Raw genomic sequence first — 20,122 nt, 5'->3', positions numbered from 1 at the left:
GTTTCCGGTAACCGTGGGCTAGCGCTGGACTGCTGAACGCTTGGGCTTGGAGAGTATGGTCGCTTGTGCAAGTTTTCATCCCGGTAGGGATGCAAGATGGTAGCCGTCGGTAAGCGATCGCGCCACCGATGGACATGCAAACCACGCCCCCACTCTCCATCCCGCCGTGGCCGATGGCCACGGCGGGATGGAGAGTTTGTTAGGAGGCACGGTTTCCGGAAGTGCGCTGCTACGCAGCGCCCTTCAGCTACCATCTGACATCCCTACCGGGATGAAGAAAGACAGGATCTGCGAAAGGTACTGAATCAACAGCCTGGTGAGCGATCGACCACCCCGAATTCCTCGCGAATTCGGCGACAGGGAGAAACGAAAAAAGCAGGGGCTGTTTCCAACCCCTGCTTGATCCACTCGAAGATTTGATCCCAGGCCTAGCAGGCCAATGCCTTCTGTCCTCGACGGCGTCGGTAGGCAACGACACCGGACCCGATCATTCCCAGCATGACAAAGCTGGCCGGCTCGGGCACGGCCGTCACGCTGATTGTGCGAGCGGCGCCCAAGCTCGCGTCGAACTCGTTGAAGGGAAACGTGGCGCCATCTTCCGAGAAATTGGCGCTGTTACGCCCCACCCCGGCGACGAAATCAAAGGTGGTGTCGCCGGTCGCACCGGCCACGTAACTGAACTCAAAGAGGCTGGTGCTGGTACCCGCCGAGAAACCAAATCCCGGTGCAATCCCCGCGAAGCCAATCCCGCCGACAGCCGTCAAATCGGCCCCGGTGGCGTTGGTGGAAGCACTGAACAGCGGATTGAACGCCACGGGCAAACCTGCGTTGGGCTCTGCATTGCTGCTCGAAATCGTCGCCGTGAACGCTTGCAGCGTGTCATCGGTGAAGTCGGGATCCGATACACCAAGATCAACCAAGTTCAATCCCAATCAAGATCGTATCACCCCTTCACTCATTCCATCGACCGTCGCCGGAATTCGAAGCTATTCGGGCCTAAGTATCCCCAGTCACAACCCGCCGAGTCAGCCATGTTTTGATCTCTCATGTCGCCGCGTGTGATCGACGTCGACGCCAAACCAATCCAACGGCAAGTCCGGCGACCAGCATTTCGATCGCCATCCCCTGTCAGTGCCTGAGAAAGGGACATCTCAGGGACTGAGGTCCCTTGGCCAGTGAACTCGAACTCAGACCGTGGCGGTCTTCGCTCTTGATTCGCGACGTCGACGCCAAACCAAGCCAGCCCCCATGGCACCGAGTGCAAGGATCGAGCTCGGTTCGGGCACCGCTGTCACGTTAAGCGAAGCTGTCGCAGCGGGCCCAAAAACCGATGCCGTTTCGCCTGGTGTGTTCCAGAAAGTACTCTCACCGTCGGCCGTCTCCACAATGGAGAATGTGTGTGTACTCGGCGTCGCTTCCGTAATTGTGAATGGCAAACGAAACAAGCTGGTTGACGCCGGAGTGGAAGTCGCTGCTGTAAACAAGTCAAGCTCTCCATAACCTAACAGGTTTGTATCCGAAACGGCGAGCGACACCGGACTCCCTGGATGAATGTCGTCGCCGGGATTCGGCGTGATATTCGAGTCCACAGCCGGAAGGAAAGAAATCCCATCCTCAGTATCAAGCGAAATCAACGCTTGATAGGACTGAGGAACGTCATCAAGCTCTGCGCCGCTGACCCCCACTGAGACATCAATGAATCCAGACTCACCCACCGCGAAATTCGATTCCGAATTGCCGGATGAATCGAGAATCGTAAGCTGCCAAACGACGGCGGCATTCGAGATGGACGCGATCGAAGAGAACACCCCGAACATCGCGACGAACAAAAATTTGCGAAACATAATTAACCAATCAACAGATAGTATATTTTAAAACCCGAGGGCCGCGAAAACCGGATTGATTCTCGCGGCAGTTTACTTCAAAAGCCTTCAGACGACGAGCAAATTCCTACTCGAAAATGCCATCAATTGCCTGGTCGTCACTAAACACCGAGTCCACATCCGCCATCTGCTCATCCTCCGCTGCAATCGCATCGGAAAGTTCGTCAGCAGCAGACATCAACGCGAGCGACATAGGCGGCGTCACGGGATCAGGAACTTCGACATTGAGTCGATTGGGATAGAACGTCGCAACATCCCCGATCGTCACTCGGCCTGATCCATCGATGTCGAATTTCGAATCATAATTCACATCGCCCGGAACCGCGTTGAGTGATGCCGGGTAAAACGCTGCCACATCGGCAATGGTTACACGCTCTGAGCCATCCGTGTCACCGGGATTGACGTTGAACTCATCAACGGCCAAAGGAGCCAACGGATTGCCAAGCGTGTCTGTCACTCCGGAAACGCCAACAAGCACCCGATCAGCGGTTCCCGCAAACTTCGCAAATACGTCATCCAGAATCCATGTAGCAGTGTTGGTCCCTGAGTTAAAGCTGAAATCGTGAATCCCGAACGCCGAAACATAATCAATTGCGGTCGACGCCGCCCCGTTTCCAGTGAATCCAGTGACCGATAGATCAGCCTCCGCGACCACCACGTCCTCATTGAAAGTCAGCGAGATCGTGTTGAGTCGGATCCAAGGCAAGGTCTCGCCATCGGCAATCTCGTACCCAACCCCGCTTGGGTCGACGCCCGCCATAAAGCTTACCGACCAACCCGGGACGGCCGGCGAATCAGAAAGATTGGCACTGGAACTGACCCTGACTGCACTCACTTCCGGTGCCGTATCGTCAACATCGGTCACTTCAACTGTAAACGTCTCGCTGCTAGTTGATGTTGTCAGACCTACACTCGTTGCTGTGACCGTGATGTCATGGCTGGTGGCTGTCTCATAGTCCAAAGCCCCTGCCAGAGTCACCTCACCAGTATTTTCATCGATATCAAACAATCCGCCTGCATCATCGGTCAAGGCGTAGGTGACCGTGTCGCCATCAGGATCAATTGCCTCAGCGGTGATGCCGACCGTCGCACCCAAACCGGCATCCTCAGCAACCGATCCTCCAGACACTCCATCGACGTCAACGACCGGCCCGACGGAACTGTCGGGAAGATCATTCACATTGATCGTGAAGGATTCCGTAGTGACAGAGAGATCCTCACTGGTAGCAGTGATTTCAATGGTTCGCGTTGCACCATTTTCGTAGTCCAGACCGACGGCAGTTGTCACCTCACCGGTACCTGAATCGATATCAAACTGATCGTTATCTGCCTGACCTGCCGCCAACGAATAAGTGATCGCGTTGTTGGTGGCGTCGGCATCTGTCGCCAACCCAGTGATTCCAACGTAGGCTCCGACCGCATTTTCATCGACAGCATCCAAAGTCAAATCATCGTCGTCAACTAAAGAGTCGACATCAAACTCATTTGCGTCCACGACGCCGACTGAGAACGACTGCGTGGTAACGCTCAGGTTCCCAACGCCATCCGCACTGGTTGCTTTGATGGTGATCGTCCGAGTTGATTCAGTTTCAGCGTCCAACGAGCCTACGGTAGTCACCACACCAGTCAAAGGGTCAATCACAAACAGATCGTTGTCGTCAACACCTGCGTCCAAGCTGTATGAGACTTCGGCAGTGACATCGAGGTCAATTGCCAATGCGGTGACCCCAACAGCGGCTCCTGCACCGGCATTTTCAACCACCGCATTGGGCGATGGATCTTCGTCGGTAATCGAGCCAAGGAGATTATCATCCAAGTCAAAGACGTCGATCGTAAACTGCTCAGTGCTGAACGTACCATCGTCGCTTGTCGCAGTGATCTCGATGATTAACTCGTTATCGACTTCGGCGTCCAACGCTGCTGCGGTTGTAACCACGCCCGTGATTAGATTGATCGTGAAGAGACTGTTATCGAAGTCGCCAGGCACGAGCGAGTACTCAACATCATCCCCATCGAGATCTTCAGCGAACGCGGTAACGCCAACTGGTTGTCCAATGAAAGTCAAGGAACCGCTTGCTTCAAGGACTTCATTCAGTCCCGTATCGGTGTCGGTAATTGAACCGACCGGTTTGTTGTCCTCATTTGTAACGGTCAACGAGGCGGCTTTGCCTTCGTACGACAAATCAGTGCTGGAGGCAACCAAATCGATCGGGAAGGTGACATCGCCATCGACCACCGCATCAGCTACGCCAGTCACGGTAACCGTTTGCGGGGTATCCCAATCCAACGGGGTGAAGGTCACAGAAGATGAGGAGACAACTGCTTCTCCTGTGTCGCTGCTGATCACTGAGATAACTACATCGGCGGTTGGCGGCGTATCAAGAACGACTGTGAAATCAGCCGTCGTGCCCCCTTCGCTGACTGTCACACTGCTTGGAGCAACAGTGAAGCCAGCGGTGTCGTCGTCAAGATTGGTGACGTCCGACGAAGCGGATAGGCCCTGGTAATTGGTGTCGCTGCTCAAAGAATCGAGCTCCACCTGAAACACAATGTCGCCATCATCGGTCGCGTCATCGACACCGGTGACGGTGACGGTTTGCGGTGTATTCCAGTTTGCCGGGGTGAAGGTCAACGCCCCTGGACCAGCAGTCCCCTCGGTAAGATCGTTGCTTGCAGGAATGACCAGCACCGATCCAGTCGGTTCACTTTGAAGCTGGACCGTAAACGTTGCCGTTCCACCGGCTTCGGTTGTATCGCCGCTGATCGCAGACACAACTAATCCGGCGGTATCCGCATCATCCAAGTTGATCACAGAAATGGAACCGGGCAAGCCATCATAATCACCATCGCTGCTGCTGGCGATCAAGCCAATGTTGTAGCCAACAGGTCCATCGACGACATCATCATCGACGCCGGTGAGGGTAACCACTTGCGGTGAATTCCAATTCGCCGAAGTGAACGTCAGTGTGGCCGGACTTGCGGTCCCTTCGCCAGGGTCGTCCGAGACGACAGCGACAGTTACATCGTCGGTCGGCGCGCTCCCTAGCGAAACAGTGAATGTCGCTGTGTCGCCTGCTTCGGAGGTATCGCCACTGATGGACGAGACATTCAAGCCAACAGAATCGTCATCTTGGTTGGTGACGCTAATTGAGTTGGTCAGGTTGTAGTCCATGTCACTGCTCAATGTCGTGACATCGATGCTGTAGGACACATCACCGTCGGCGATCGCGTCATCAGCACCGGTCACAGTCACGGTTTTCGGCACATTCCAGTTCGCGGGGGTAAACGTGAACGATGATGTGCTTAGCGAACCTTCGCTGGGGTCACCGTTGGCTAATGTGACGAGCACATTGGCGGTTGGAGGAGTTCTCAGCACAAAATCAACGGATGCTGTTCCGCCGGCTTCATTAGTCGTCACCGATGTCGGTGTGATTGTTAATCCAACAGCATCGTCATCAATATTAGTGACGGCGACCGAACTCGTTAGCCCAAGATAATCCCCATCAGCCGAGGCGGTGACCTCCAGATCGATATCGTAGTCAACGTCGTCATCGTCCAAGACATCATCCACACCGGTCACAGTTACCGTTTGTGGCGAATCCCAGTCGGCTGGCGTAAAGGTCAAGGTCCCTGGAGTCGCCGTGCCTTCGCTGGTATCGTCGCTGCCGACCGTGATAGTGACGTCTGAGGTGGGTTCGGAATCCAATTGGACAGTGAACGTTGCCGTACCACCTGCTTCAGTCGTCGTCCCGGAGATCGCAGACGCCGTGATGCCGACGGCGTCGTCGTCCAAGTTCGTAACGCTGGCCGAATCGACCAAACCTTGATAATTCGTATCGGGGCTGAATCCCTCCAAGTCAACCATGTAACCGATATCACCGTCCTGTACATCATCATTGACACCGGTGACCGTGACCGCTTGAGCGACATTCCAGTTGCCGGGCGTGAACGTCAAAGTCGCGGGGCCAACGGTGCCCTCCGTCAAGTCACTGCTGTTGACAGTGAAGGTCACGTCATGAGTCGGCTCGCTGAGCAAGACCACGTCGAACGACGCTGGCGTTCCATCTTCGGCGGTATCGCCAGTAACCGGAGTCAACAAAACGCCTGACTCATCTAGATCATCTTCGTTTTCCACAGAAACCGTCGTGGAAGCCGATGGTCCATAGTTCGGATCCGCACTGGCCGAGTTCAAGGCGATCGAGTACGTCACATCACCGTCATCGATTGCGTCATCGAGTCCGGTGACGGTCACGCTCTGCGGCGTATCCCAGTTACCCGGTGTGAAGGTCAACGTGGTGGTCGAAAGCGTGCCCTCGGTGGTGTCGCCATTGACCAACGTAATCGTCACATTAGCAGTCGGCTCCGAATCGAGCACCACATCGAAGGAGTCGCTGCTCAGGTCCTCGCCCGTGGTCACCGAAGTTGGCGAGACGCTGATGCCGGCGGTGTCATCGTCGATGTTGGTGAATCCAACCGTCTCCATCAGCCCATCGTACGCCGTGTCACCACTCGCAAAATCAAGGGTAACGTTGAATGGCTTGTCGCCATCGTCAATATCTTCATCCACTGCCGTGACGGTCACCGTCTGCGGCGTGTCCCAGTTGGCAGGCGTGAAGGTCAAGGTGCCAAGGTCGACGACTCCTTCGGTCGTGTCATCGCTGGCAACCGTCACAGTGACGTCATCCGTTGGCTGACTGTCGAGGACGACATCAAAGGTTTGCGAGGTTGCTCCCGCTTCATTGACTTCGCTATCGACAGGTGGAGTGATCGTGACACCTGAAGTGTCATCGTCTTCATTGACTGTAGCGAGTGTGGTCGCAGCGCCGGTGTAATTTGAGTCGACGCTGAAGGATGTGACGACAATTCCGTAAGGCACATCGCCATCTTCAACCGCATCATCTTGACCGGTGACGGTCACAATTTGTGGGACGTTCCAGTTTCCGGCGTTGAAGGTTAGCGAAGCTGGCAATGCTTCACCTTCAGTCGCATCATCGCTCGCTACCGAAAACAGAACCGAGCTTGTCGGTTCGCTCTGAAGCACAACGCTGAACGTGGCCGTGCCACCCGCTTCGGTGGTGTTTCCTGAAATTGGAGTGATCACGATGCCGGACGTGTCATTGTCCTCATTTGTAACCGAAACAGAATTTCCCAGACCGGTGTAGTCCGATCCCGACGCGGTTACATTGACATCGACATCAAACGTCTGATCGCTGTCATCCACGTCGTCGTTCACGCCCGTGACCGTGACCGTTTGTGGTGTGCCCCAATTCGCCGACGTAAATGTCAGCGTCGTCGGGCCGACAGAGCCTTCCGTCGTGTCACCACTTACCACTTCGACGGTTACGTCGCTGAGTGGTTCGGTGTCCAAAACAACGTCAAACGTGGCAGTCGTACCGGATTCATTGGTCGTCAACGATGTTGTGGAAACCGAAACACCCGCAATGTCGTCATCCAGATTGTTGAGCGATTGCGAGCTGGTATAGGCATCGTAGAACGCGTCGCCACTGGTTCCATCCAAAGTGATGGTGTAATTGATGTCACCATCGACGACGTCATCATCTTCGCCAGTGATCGTTACCGTTTGCAGCGTGTCCCAGTTTGACGAATCAAAGACCAACGAGGTAGGGCTCACGGTGCCCTCATCCGTCGCACTACTGGTGACGTCGATCGTTACCGGTGTGGTTGGCTCGCTATCCAACACGACGGTGAACGTTTGGAAGCCGCCGGTTTCATCGGTGTCGCCCGCGATGGTCGAAACGGTCACGCCTGCAACGTCGTCATCTTCGTTGACGACGCCAACTGCGTCCGAAAGCCCCTCGTAATTTGCATCAGCGACCGATGTGGAGGCAACATCAATGTTGTATGCAACGTTTCCATCGGCAACGTCGTCATCGACGCCGGTGACGGTCGCGATTTGCGGGGTGTTCCAATTGCCGGGCGTGAACGTGAAGGTCGCCGGTGAAACCGTGCCTTCGCTGGTGTCGTCGCTGGTTAGCGTGACGGTTACATTGCCAGTGGGCTCCGTGTTTAGAACGACCGTGAAGCTGCCGTCGGCACCACTTTCGTCCGTGTTGCTGGTGAGCGTGGAGACAGTGAGTCCGGCAGTATCACCGTCATCCTCGTTGGTTAGCGAAACCGAGGGGATCGCGAAACCATCGTAGGCCGCGTCGCCCGTCGAACTGGCGGTCAAAGTGACCGAGTAGGCAACATCACCATCTTGAATGCTGTCATCCACTCCTGTGACCGTCACCGTTTTGGGCGTGCTCCAGTCGCCGGGCCCGAAGGTAAGCGTGGCCGGTGAAACGATCCCTTCTCCGACGTCCAGCGACGCCAAATCGATCGTAACGGTATCGGTTGGCTCGGTGTCCAGTACGACAGTGAAGGTCGCGGTATCGCCGCCCTCATCGGTAATGGCGTCTGTCACGTCGACGGTGACTCCAACCGAATCATTATCAAGGTTGGTGACCGCGACGGAATCGGTGAGTCCCTGGTAAAGCACATCCGAGCTGAGAGCGACTAAATCGACATTGTATCCCACTGGGCCATCTTGCACCGCGTCATCTTCGCCTGTGACGGTAACAACCTGCGACACATTCCAGTTGGCGGGCGTGAAAGTCAATGAAGCAGGAACGGCAGAACCCTCGCCCGCATCATCACTATTAACCGAAACCACCACGGTCAACAACGGCTGGCTATCCAACACGACTTCGAACGTTGCTGAACCACCATCTTCGTCGGTATCACCGGATATCGGTGTGACCGACAGCCCCGCTGTGTCGCCATCATCCAAATTGACAAAAGTCTCGGTGACCCCCAACGGATCGTAGTTTGTATCCGAGCTTGAACCCACCAGCGTGACGTCGTACGAGACGTCACCGTCATCGATCGCATCATTGACGCCAGAGACGACCACCGCCTGTGGTGTAGCCCAGTTCGAAGGAGTGAAGGTAATTGTTGCTGGAGCAACAGTTCCCTCGGATGTGTCACTGCTGGCGACGGTGAAAACCACATCGTCGGTTGGCTCGCTAGTCAGCACAACATCAAATCCTCCCAAGTCGCCGCTTTCGCTAGTGTTGCTGTCAAGCAAAGTAACACTAATCCCGGCAGTATCACCGTCATCCAAGTTTTCGGCTGACAAAATCTCATCAGGCAATGCGTCGTAGGTTGCGTCGCCACTGGTGGTGCTCAACGTGATGTCATAGATCTGTGTTCCATCCTGGATTGCATCATCTTGACCGGTCACGGTCACGGTTTGAGGTGTCGCCCAGTTGGCGGGAGTGAAGGTCAAGGTACCAAGGTCTACGCTGCCTTCGGTTGCATCATCACTGGCGACCGTCACGGTCACGTCAGACAACGGCTCACTCGTCAAAGCGACGGTAAAGGTATCGGGCGTGCCGGTTTCGTCAGTGCTAATTGGCGACATAGCAACGACGTCTAGTCCCGCGGTGTCACCAACATCCAGGTTGGTCAATGACAACGTATCGGTGAAACCGTTATAGAGCGGGTCGGTGCTGAACGACGCCAGATCGACATGATAGGGAACGTCCCCATCGTCGATCGCATCGTTTTGACCGGTCACGGTCACGGTTTGAGCCACATTCCAGTTTGCAGCCGTGAAGACCAATGCCGCCGCACTCACGGCCCCTTCGCTTGCGTCATCACTGGATACAAAGATCGTCACATCTGTCGTCGGCTCGGTTGCCAATTGGACGGTGAAAGTCGAATCCGCACCTGCTTCGTCGGTTGTCGGTGAGGAAAGTGCCGAAACCAACACTTCGGCCGTGTCGCCTTCGTCTTCGTTAACTACCGAGACCGTTTCCCCCAGTCCCGTGTAATCGGCTCCCGATGCGGTCACATCGACACTGACGTCGTAGGCGATGTCGCCGTCGTCCAAGGCGTCGTCCAAGCCCGTGACGGTTACCGTCTGAGCGGTCGCCCAATTGGCGGCCGTGAAGGTCAATGTGGCTGGAGAAACCGAACCTTCGGTCGCATCACCACTACTGACCGTGATCGTCACATCGCTGAGCGGCTCGGTGTCCAACACAACGTCGAACGTCGCGGTGGTGCCTGTTTCTTCTGTCGTAAGAGTCGTCTCCGACACCGAAACACCAGCGACGTCTCCGTTATCCTCGTTGGTGAGCACGGCAAGGCCCGTCAACCCGTCATAATCAGGGTCCGTGCTGCTGGCATCGAAATCGATGTTGTAGTCGACGTCCCCGTCGTCAACCATGTCTTCGACGCCCTCGACCGTGACGGTCTGAGGCGTGTCCCAGTCCGAAGATGTGAATGTCAAAGTGACTCCTCCAATGACGTCACCTTCGGTGGTGTCATCACTGACCAGCATCAGCGTCACGTCGTCGGTCGGCTCACTATCGAGAACAACACTGAATGTGACGGTATCACCATTCTCAGTGGTGTTGCCAGAAATGGCCGTGATCGTCACACCCGGCGTATCTGCATTGTCTTCGTTGGTGACCGAAACAGCGTCCACCGCAAGACCCGCGTAGTTCGTGTCAGCACTGGCGGTGGTGAACGTGATATCGTAATTGATGTCGCCGTCGTTGATCGCATCATCCACACCGGTCACAGTAACCGTTTGCGGGGTGTCCCAGTCAGCGACCGTGAACGTCAGTGTGGTTGTGGACAAGGTTCCTTCACTTGCATCACCGTTGACAATCGTGATGGTCACATCATCAGTCGGGGTGCTCTCAAGAACGACATCAAAGCCAGCACTGGTGCCCGATTCACTGGTCGTCAAAGACAGCGGCGATATTGAAACGCCGGGCGAATCATTGTCTTCGTTGGTGACCGATACTGAGGCGGAGAAAGTCGCTGCATAGGCGGGATCCGTGCTACTGGTCGCCAAATCGACCGCGATCGCTTGATCTCCGTCAAGCGCCACATCGTCGACGCCGGTCACGGTGACTGATTGGGGAACGTTCCAATTGGCTGCCGTGAACGTCAAGTCACCCGATACCGTAGCTTCGCCCGTGTCGGAACTTGTAACGGCAACAGTCACGTCGGCGAGGGGCTGGCTATCGAGCACAACGTCGAATGTGGCCGAGGTGCCGTCCTCGGAGACTGTCAGTGGAGTCGTATCCACCGACAGTCCTGCGGTGTCAGCGTCATCTTCGTTGATAACTTCGACCGATCCAGACTCTGCGTTGTACACAGAGTCTCCGCTGGTCGTCGACCAATCCACATTGAACGCAACGTCACCATCATCAATCGCATCATTGACACCGGTGACGGTCACGGTCTGTGCCGCAGCCCAATTTGCAGCGGTGAAAGTCAACGCTGCGGGACTGACAGTCCCTTCGGAGAGATCATCACTGACCAAACTGAACGCCACATCGCTGGTTGGTTGGCTGTCTAATACCACGGTAAAAGTGGCGACCGCCCCAGACTCGCTGGTGTTGCCCGTGATGGTTGTCAACGAAACACCAGCGGTGTCATCGTCCACATTGCTGAATGCCAGCGTGTCGCTAAAACCGTCGTAATCGCCGTCCGTACTGGTGGCGTTCAAAGTGACATTAAAAGGTTGATCCCCGTCATCGACCGCATCATCGACCCCGGTCACCGTAACAGTTTGCACATCGCCCCAATTAGTGTCGTCAAAAGTCAGTGAGGCTGGGCCAACTGTTCCTTCGCTGGTGTTGCTGCTGGCGACAGCGATCGTGACGGTTCCCGTCGGGGCGCTTGTCAAAACGACATCAAAGGTTGCGGCCCCACCCGCTTCGGTAACTGAACCCGTCGCGGCTAAAACATCGACTCCTGCGATATCTCCGTCGTCGATGTTCTTGACCAGCGAGACTCCTGTCAGACCTTCGTAATCCAGGTCGGAACTGGTCGTTGAGATAGTCAGGTTGTAGTCAACGTCGCCATCGGCAACATCATCGTCTTGTCCTGTAACGACGACTGGCTGGGCGACATTCCAATTCGCAGGAGTAAACAACAGTGTGTCTCCCGTGGTGACCACGCCTTCGGTGGCGTCGTCGCTCATGACGCTGACGGTCACATTCGCCGTTGGAATCGTATCGAGAACAACCATGAAGTTGGCGGTCCCGCCGGCCTCGCTGCTGTCGTCGTTGATTGCGGACACCGTTACACCCGCCGTGTCGCCGTCATCCAGGTTGGTCACGTCGACCGGACCGGGGATCAGCGGGCTGTAATCAGCGTCGCCACCGGTGACCGACAGATCGATTTGAAAAGCGATATCGCCGTCGGAGACAGCATCATTCACACCCGTTACCGTGACGGTCTGGGCGGTATTCCAATCTGCCGCTGTGAAGGTAAGCGTCGCGGGAAGGGCGGTGCCCTCTGTCACGTCGTCGCTCAGAACGTCAATCGTGACATCTGACGTCGGCTCGGAGTCCAACACAACTGTGAACGTGGCGGTACCACCCGCCTCGGTAGTGTCGCCAGAAATCGCTGAAACCGTGATTCCAGCCGTGTCGTCGTCGGTGTTGGACGCGGCCACGATCACATCGGCGAGACCATTGTAGGTTGCGTCGCCAGTGCTGCTAATGTCAAGGGTGACCGAGTATGCAACGTCTCCGTCATCGACAGCGTCGTCGACTCCCGAGACGGTGACTGACTGAGCAGTATCCCAATTGGCAGGAGTGAACGTCAGGGAGGTCGTACTGACCGTTCCTTCGTCGGTGTTGTCGCTAGAAACGGCGATCGTCACGTCATCACTCGGCTGGCTATCCAGTGTTACTTCAAATGACTGGGCTCCTCCGGCCTCGGTGGTCGTTACATTGGTCGGCGTCACCGACACGCCTGCCATGTCATCATCCTGATTCGTAACCGCGACCGAGGTTGTTACACCGATGTACTCCGGGTCCAAGCTAAATGATTCAAGGTTAATATTGAAAACCTGATCGCCGTCGTCGACATCGTCGTCCACTCCGGCAGCGGTGATGGTTTGCGGTGAATTCCAGTTTGCCGCTGTGAAATTCAATGTCACCGGCGACGCTGTGCCTTCGGCCGTATCGTCGCTACCGACGGTCACAATCACCAAATTTGTGGGTGCTTGCGAAAGCTGGACATCGAAAGTTGCAGTCCCACCGGCTTCCGTCGTTGAGCCAATGATTGCAGATGTCAAAATGTCACCGGCTAACAACTGACGCTGCTCAAGCATTTCAGGATTCAAGCGACTGCGGGTGGTGTTTTTTCGCTTGCTACTCTTTCGTTTTTTGTTGCGTCCAAATTTGACGCCGAACGGCAGCATCGCGGTGAACGGCACCGAGGGGCGTTTTTCAATGCTGACCACAAACGGTGGGTTGGCGATGAAGTTCCAGAGGGCAACGAGCCCCAGGCCGATCTTGGTGATCCAGCTGCCGCGGAAGGCGTTGCGGTAGCGTTCGATGCGAGCTTTCTGGCGCTCGATGAACATGGACTTGCGTTCGTTGGCCTTGTGCTCCCAACGATTGAAACGCTCTCGCATTTTCTGCATGCGAGCGACGGAGGTGTTCTGGGTGTTGCCGGCGAAGTTGTGATGACTGGGGCGAATCGACATGGGTATTCTCTGATTATGAAAGTCAAATGCATGGGGGATGAAGCCTGGAGCGTTGGGCAAACGGCAGGCTTTGATTAGCTGTCGACGAGAATTCAACACTCGTCAGCGGTCGCGAAGCGAACTTTGGCGAACGCGGCCCCTCACTTGGGGAAAAATCGTTCGAACACGCCTCACTCACGTGCCGCCCCGAGGCGGGTGAGGCGGCCGGAAGACTTGCCAGCGTGACTGGCAGGTTGGCCCCTGCGAGTGCGATAAAAAGGGAGGCAGCGACTGCTCGAAATCTTGTTTTCCCGCCCCATCGAACACCATGCGGCGTCGCTCAGGAATCGCGGTCGTATCGATGCACTCAACCATTGCGTCTTCTCACTCGAGGAAGATACCAACCGCCCAAAAAGCGGCTTCAATCGAACCAGCCCGACCGGACACACCCCCAATGCTTGCTAGCACTGAAAACGACACAGCAACCCCTTGCTGGGGGGAACCAACCGAGCTTAGCGGAAGATCCTAACTGGGGGTTCTAGGGGAAACAAGCATTTGGATTGATAAATCCGGAAGAACTGTTCCCCCGTTTGAAAAAGTTCCCGCGAAGAGATTCAGCGACACTGCACAAAACACGATCAAAATCAATTTGACCCTTAGTTTTGCAGTCTTTTTGAACATACATCGCTTCAAGAAAAAAATTTTTCTTGAGTACATTTCGAGTGGCCGAGCGTACGAGGCTTCGAAACAACCAGCCACCACCGCTCACGAACCCCCTTTCAGGCAGTGTTCACCCGAATCCTGAACGTAATTCACCGACCATTTAGCGAAACCTTCCAATCACACCCATCCGTTGAGTTGACACAAATTTCTCGTTTCCACACGGGCCCCCTCTGTGATGGAACGCACGGCATCGCCAATCGACCCACAACGAGAGAGTCGCCTGAACGCCCATGCACCTCGCTGTTCAGCGTTGACGAAAGGCCGGGAATGCCACTGATGATGGTTCGAAACCAACGCTCTCGCAGCCCACTCAACTTGGCGCCGGCTGACCCTCACTTCGCCCCTCACACACGAGGAGGTCGTGCGGCTTTGCTTCCCCCTCCCGATGGGAGCTTGTTGATGAAAGGCCTGGCGATACGAGCAATGAAAACCGCACGACCTCCGAGAGCGTGGGCCCGGCACGTGACCGCCAACGGACGATGGCTGACGCGCAAAATGGGGGCCGGGAGATCGGCTAAGATGGGGCGGAAGCGTTCTCACGCTCGCGATCCGAACCGCGGTCGCAGGACGCTTTCCCCACCCCACTTCCCACCCTTGGAGCAGAGCTGATGAATCGTGACGTGAATGCTGTTGACGGCCCCGGACTTTCCAATATGAATTCCGAATTCTTGGCGAATCCGGCTACGGGATCATCTTCCGAATTCTTGGCACCGGACGGCTTGCGCCGTTCCGCTAACGATGGGGACGCGTTGGCTCGTCGCGGCTTTCTGAAATCAGCGACGTTGGCTGGTGGCGTTGCAGCAGGATTGACGCTGAACGCTCCTGCCGTGCATGGGCAGGAGACTCCGGATGTGATTCAAGTCGCTTTGGTGGGGGCGGGTGGTCGTGGAACGGGGGCTGCCAATGATGCGTTGCATGTCGACAACGCGAAGCTGAAAGTGGTCGCGGTGGCGGATGTGTTTCCGGAGAATGTGGCTCGCAGCGTCAAAGCTCTCTCGAATGAACACATCGATGCGCCGGAGAAAGTGGACGTGCCGGAGGAACGGCAGTTCGTTGGCTTCGATGCTTACAAGCACGCGATGGACGCGCTCAATCCTGGCGACATCGTGATCCTGGCGACTCCGCTGGCGTTTCGATGGATGCACTTCCAGTACGCGATCGACAAGGGTCTGAACGTGTTCATGGAGAAACCGCTGACGGCGGACGGGCCTTCGTCCAAACGGATGCTGGAACTTTCCGCCAAGGCCGACGCGAAGAATTTGAAGTGTGGCGTGGGTTTGATGGTTCGTCACTGCCGCGGACGACAAGAGTTGTTCGAACGCATTCAAGACGGCCAGATTGGCGACATCATCATGATGCGTGCTTACCGGATGCACGGCCCGATCGCGTCAGCGTTCACGAAACGCCGCTCGGACGACATGCCAGAAACGCTGTGGCAGATCAAGAATTTCCACAGCTTCCTGTGGGCCAGCGGTGGTTGCTTCAGCGATTTCTACATCCACCAAATCGACGAAACGTCTTGGATGAAGAACGCTTGGCCGGTCAAGGCTCAGGCTCTCGGTGGACGTCACTACCGCGGCGATTGGATCGACCAAAACTTTGACACTTACGCGGTGGAGTACACCTATCCCGACGGCAGCAAGCTGTTCTTCGACGGGCGCTGCATGACCGGGTGCCGCAACGACATGTCGAGCACGGTGCATGGCAGCAAGGGTTCAGCGATCGTGAGCACGTCCGGGCACACGCCGGGCAAGGTGCGGATCTTTGAAGGCCAAAACCAAAGTCGCCGCGAGGTGGCTTGGGCGTACCCGCAACCGGAGAAGAATCCGTACCGCCTGGAATGGACGGACTTGGTCGACGCGATCGTTCACAACAAGCCCTACAACGAGGTGCCACGTGGTGTGCAAGCGAGCTTGGTGACCAGCATGGGCCGCATGGCGGCTCACACGGGCCAAGAGATCACGCTGGAACAGATGGCCAACTGCCCGCACGAGTTCGCTCCCGGCGTGGCGGAGTTGACCGTTGACGGATCGGCGCCTGTGATCGCCAATGCAGATGGCTCGTACCCGGTTCCGCAGCCAGGGATCTTGAAAGAGGTTGAGTACGAGCTGTTTGACGTGTGAAAGGCGTAGCCGGATTCCTAAAACGTAGCCGGATTCGCCAAGAATTCGGACGGGCAACAATCAGCAACATCCGAATTCTGTCGAATCCGGCTACGGTGGCCTGACGGGTGCTGAGGATGAGTTTGGCCGTTGGCCAAGAACCCTCGAGGCGGACTTGCTTCGCAGCCTGTTGATTTAGCATCAAACGGTGTTTAATTGTCGGCTTTCGTAGTGGACGAGGTCACGAGTCCCGGACTGCTGGACTCGTAACCTCGTCCACTACGACACTTATTGACCGCTCATTCCTTCGTCAGCCCTAACCCGGGGCGTTGCCCCGGGCTGTCATAGGGCTGCCCCGTTGGGCAACGCCGTGAACGATTTAGGCGACGGTACAAAACCCCAGTTTTTGAAGTCGATCGCGATCTTCTTTCGTGGCGCGAGTGACGTTGGGGAGACCGCAACGAGGCTTGTCTTTCTTGTTCGGTTTATACCTCGCCTCCTTGCTCGACTTGCGTTCGTAATCATCGATCAGCGCATCCCTCAGCATCTCCGATAAGCTCGGTTCCTCGAGATCGGTCTCGTTGAGGTTCTCAAGAATGCGTTGGAAAGAACGCACCACCCCTGCGAAGCTGATTCGACCAGGCATCGCGACCGGATCACCCCGGCGACGTTTCTTCGCGAGGTGTACTTTCAAGGCATACAGCTTGACGATCAGAATACTGAGGATCGACCAATGCAACTCCACCAACGCCCGGACGCTCTGGCGGCAGCGAAGTTGTCGTCGTCCATACGTTTGCTTTAGGTTGCGAAATTCCAATTCGATTCCCCAGCGGCTCTTGTAAATTACCAGTGCTTGCTCGTCCGTGAGCTTCTTCTCATCCAAAACGCTCGTTAAGAGAACTGCCTCTTTGCGGCCGAGTTGGATCTGAATCATGCGAAGCTTCAGGGGACGCATGCCCTCACGGCGTTTGTCCTTGGGCCAGCAGTAAACAAGGTTGTCTTCGCCAGGCTCGACATCGTAGCCGAGGCTATGCAGCAAGTTGACGTTCGCGCCGACGCGAACGAGAAAGTGGTGTCCCCCATCGATGATGCTCTTCCAAAATTCGTAGCCAACGAATCCCGCGTCACCGGTAAACAACGTTTTCCCCGGGAATTCGCCGTTTTCTAGCATCTCTTGCACGTGTGCTCGTTCGGACGCATTGCTAGGCCCAAGTTTCCAGCACCAAGTCAGTTGCGTGGCAACGTGCCAAATCTTTGTGATCCAAATCTGGGGTACTGGCGGTGCCGGTGGATTCTTCTCGATGGCCTGACGGCGCATTCCTTTGGTCTTCTTTTTTCGATACCGAGCCGTTGTCCCGTGACCATGATTGGGAGCGCAAAACGCTTTTTCGTTACTCAGTGTTCGCGGCGTTGTGTTTCGAGAACCATCGACAGCCATGACGACCCAACCAGTCGTCCTCCAAAGCTTGCCGGCGGTTGCCTCGATTTGCTTGTGAATCCGAGTAAGCAAAACCTCGGACAACCAGGGAGTCCATCGAACCAGCGCCTTGATCAGTCCAGAGTAACTTGAAAATGCGATCCTCCCGTGGACCTTTTTGCATTGCCGGGTGCCTGAATCAAAAGCATCCTTGAGCTTGTCCTTGTCAGAGAAGATCCACAGCAAGGCTTGGATCATCAGAGTCATTGTCTTCCAGCCAGTGTTGCCGTGGGCCTGCGTCGGCACTGCCTGCTCGTCACCCAGCACCCAATCGATCGCACTGCGGAACTCTTTGGCGTTGCGCGTCTGGGCTTTCCGATAACGCTCTCGCTGAGATTCGATCTTGACCTTGCGCTTAGCTCGGTTGGATTTCCTTTGTCGAGCATGTTCTTTGGCCTTGCTTGATTCGTGAGAATCGAGTTTCTTTGACACAGCCGGATTCCTTTCTGACTGAAGTGTTTCAGTTGGTTGGTAGGGGGATCCGGCTTTTACACTTCAAGGGCAGTTCAGCAAAACACCACAAATCGCGGCCTCAAAATCGTTCACGGCGTTGCCCGTTGGGGCGAAGTCGTGGAACAGAACTTGCGCAAACCAAGACGCTCCACAACATCAAACATTTCGCGGTCCAGGCGAGCGTCCGTCGTCTGATCGTTCAATCTTTGAAACGTCTTGAATCAACAGTCTGTTGGCCAGTGAGGTGAGTTGGCTGCGTCATCTTGGTGAGCTCTGTGCTCTTTGTGGCAAACGACATGCAGTGGGCGAGATTGGGAATCTACTGGACGCCTCGCTTCTGGCGAAGCATCGGCTGGGTGCCATGTGAGACATGGCCTACATTGGTGCCGGGAACCATACCTAGCCGGTGCCGGGAATGCGCATGCGTCCGAATTCTGGCGAATCCGGCTACGGGCGAGACCGGAATGAAAAGGAAAACAGGTTTGTTTGAGTTGCGTTGCACGGTTCGGAATTGCGGGTTGGCTTTGTCGCCGGTGGAGGGTGGGCTGCGCTGTGAGAAGCGGCACCATTTCGATCGGGCTCGCGAGGGCTACTACAGCTTGTCCCAGCCGCAGGATCGCAAGTCGAAACAACCGGGCGACGCGGATGCCGCGGTGCTGGCTCGTCATCGATGGCTGCAGCGTGGGCATGCTGCTGGGCTGATCGAGGCCTTGCGGCCTTGGGTGGCGGCGCGGAACGAGGCCAGCAACTCCCGAACGATCGATCTCGGTTGCGGCGAAGGCACCTTTGGGCCGGCTTTGTTTGGCGATTCGCCAGGCAGTTACTGCGGGATTGATCTGTCGAAGAAGGCGATCAAGCTGGCCGCTCGCGGGTGGCCGGAGGCGACTTGGGTTTGGGCCAACGCGGACCGATCGCTGCCGGTGGCGGATGCCAGCGTGTCCTGCGTGCTGTCATTGTTCGGCCGTCGGCCGGTCGCCGAGATTGCTCGCGTGCTCATGGAAGATGGCCAGCTGATTGTCGCCGTTCCGGGTGAAGAGGACTTGATCGAACTGCGTGAACACGTGCAGCAATCCGGGCAGCGACGAAGTCGATGGGAGAAGGTCGTCGACGAGATGGCGGTTGCGGGATTGAAACTGGTCGAACATCGGCTGTGGCAAGAACAGGTTGACCTGGACAGCGAGGCGATCGCCGATGCGATGGCGATGACCTATCGCGGTGTGCGGTTTTCGCAGAACGCTCGAGTGCAGACCGCCACCGCGATGCCAGTGACGCTGGCGGCGGATCTGATGTTGTTCCGGACGTAGCCGGATTCGCCAAGAATTCGGAGGGACGACGAGCAGAGACATCCGAATTCTGGCGAATCCGGCTACCGGGTGGGGCGAATCCGGCTACGAACCTTGTTGCAACCCGTGGGATCGCAGGTAGGAAACGATCCGCCAATATCGCGTCCAATAGTCGGCCGCGAAGGGAGCCAACTCGGGATAGCCGGGAACCAAGCACCCAGTGAACTTGTATTCGGCGTAGCCGTCGACTGGCACTAAACCAGCACGCTCTGGGTTCCGAGCGATGTAGTCACAGATTGCCTCAATCGATTCTTCCTTGCGTTCCTCATCCTGCAAAACGTCATCGTAGGCCTGCCCCTGCAACTCCACCTGGAGTCGCTCCAGCACATCATTGAATCGGTCGCGAAAGTGACGCATTGCAAGACGCTGATCACTGCTCTCAAACAGCCCCATCCAAAGCATGTGGATATGGTCCGGCATCAGACAATACATCGGGCAAGCGATGGCGTATCGAAAGGCGGTGTGCGTTAGAAGCTCGCGAAACTTGTAGAGCAAAATCGGTTTGCACCAGCCTTGTTTGCGGTCCTGAATGACAAGACTCCAGTGCACACAAGCATCCCCACGATAAAACTCGGGCGGGAGACGCTTGAGGTAGGAATGCTTGCTGGACGGACGCTTCATGAGCCTGATCTGAGAGCAGG

7 protein-coding genes are annotated in these 20,122 nt (G+C 56.2%); 2 read left to right on the top strand and 5 right to left on the bottom strand.

Translation table 11 applies throughout. The features are described from left to right. Nucleotides 1–428: 428 nt before the first annotated feature. The 3 genes from UH5x_RS20105 to UH5x_RS20095 all read right to left on the bottom strand — a co-directional run bounded on the left by UH5x_RS20105 (nt 429) and on the right by UH5x_RS20095 (nt 13,464). Nucleotides 429–926, bottom strand: coding sequence for a PEP-CTERM sorting domain-containing protein (locus UH5x_RS20105; protein WP_482633466.1), 498 nt, complete (start codon nt 924–926; stop codon nt 429–431). Between the two features lie 261 nt (nt 927–1,187). After that, nucleotides 1,188–1,844 (bottom strand): PEP-CTERM sorting domain-containing protein, encoded by a 657-nt coding sequence (locus UH5x_RS20100; RefSeq protein WP_482633465.1) that lies wholly within the window; start codon nt 1,842–1,844, stop codon nt 1,188–1,190. A gap of 106 nt (nt 1,845–1,950) precedes the next feature. Then, nucleotides 1,951–13,464 carry a beta strand repeat-containing protein gene (locus UH5x_RS20095; RefSeq protein WP_482633464.1) on the bottom strand — a complete coding sequence of 3,838 codons (11,514 nt, stop codon included), beginning with the start codon at nt 13,462–13,464 and terminating at the stop codon, nt 1,951–1,953. A 1,250-nt stretch (nt 13,465–14,714) separates the two neighbouring features. Here UH5x_RS20095 and UH5x_RS20090 point away from each other — a divergent pair. Beyond that, nucleotides 14,715–16,229 (top strand): Gfo/Idh/MocA family protein, encoded by a 1,515-nt coding sequence (locus tag UH5x_RS20090; protein ID WP_482633463.1) that lies wholly within the window; start codon nt 14,715–14,717, stop codon nt 16,227–16,229. A gap of 358 nt (nt 16,230–16,587) precedes the next feature. On the opposite strand, the gene UH5x_RS20085 is transcribed toward UH5x_RS20090, so the two are convergent. Then, nucleotides 16,588–18,117, bottom strand: coding sequence for a transposase (locus tag UH5x_RS20085; protein ID WP_482632748.1), 1,530 nt, complete (start codon nt 18,115–18,117; stop codon nt 16,588–16,590). A gap of 503 nt (nt 18,118–18,620) precedes the next feature. On the opposite strand from UH5x_RS20085, the gene UH5x_RS20080 reads away from it, so the two are divergent. Then, a complete protein-coding gene (locus tag UH5x_RS20080) occupies nt 18,621–19,442 on the top strand; it encodes a methyltransferase domain-containing protein (protein WP_482636033.1) in 822 nt (273 codons plus the stop codon). 84 nt (nt 19,443–19,526) lie between these two features. Here UH5x_RS20080 and UH5x_RS20075 read toward each other — a convergent pair whose 3' ends face one another. Beyond that, nucleotides 19,527–20,102 carry a transposase gene (locus tag UH5x_RS20075; RefSeq protein ID WP_482633462.1) on the bottom strand — a complete coding sequence of 192 codons (576 nt, stop codon included), beginning with the start codon at nt 20,100–20,102 and terminating at the stop codon, nt 19,527–19,529. Nucleotides 20,103–20,122 lie beyond the last annotated feature (20 nt).

This window comes from Rhodopirellula sp. UH5 (genome assembly GCF_056839225.1).
This window is presented reverse-complemented; position numbering and strand designations above follow the sequence as displayed.

Bases quoted from the DNA above. Each gene is read 5' to 3' on its own strand.
- UH5x_RS20075 (WP_482633462.1), bottom strand. From the start codon at position 20,102: ATGAAGCGTCCGTCCAGCAAGCATTCCTACCTCAAGCGTCTCCCGCCC.
- UH5x_RS20090 (WP_482633463.1), top strand. From the start codon at position 14,715: ATGAATCGTGACGTGAATGCTGTTGACGGCCCCGGACTTTCCAATATG.
- UH5x_RS20100 (WP_482633465.1), bottom strand. From the start codon at position 1,844: ATGTTTCGCAAATTTTTGTTCGTCGCGATGTTCGGGGTGTTCTCTTCG.